General features: G+C 59.2%; 1 protein-coding gene. It reads left to right on the top strand.

All coding sequences use genetic code 11. The annotated features are described in order from the left end of the window. Nucleotides 1–255: Hsp70 family protein (locus ACRXB1_RS37845; RefSeq protein WP_449494991.1), on the top strand; the 255-nt coding region annotated here is incomplete at both ends.

Here is a 255-nt window from a genome sequence, read left to right as displayed (position 1 = left end):
GCGGTATGACGCGTATGCCGAAGGTGCAGGACAAGGTCAAGGAATTCTTCGGCAAGGAACCGCGTCGTGACGTGAACCCGGACGAAGCCGTGGCTGTTGGCGCCGCGATCCAGGGCCAGGTTCTGTCAGGCGATCGCAAGGACGTGTTGCTGCTGGACGTGACGCCGTTGTCGCTGGGTATTGAAACCCTTGGCGGCGTGATGACGAAGATGATCAACAAGAACACGACCATCCCGACGAAGCACGCACAAGTCT

Source organism: Caballeronia sp. M23-90 (genome assembly GCF_053574605.1).
The sequence above is the reverse complement of the archived record's forward strand: the minus strand, read 5'-3'. Positions and strand labels throughout refer to the sequence as shown.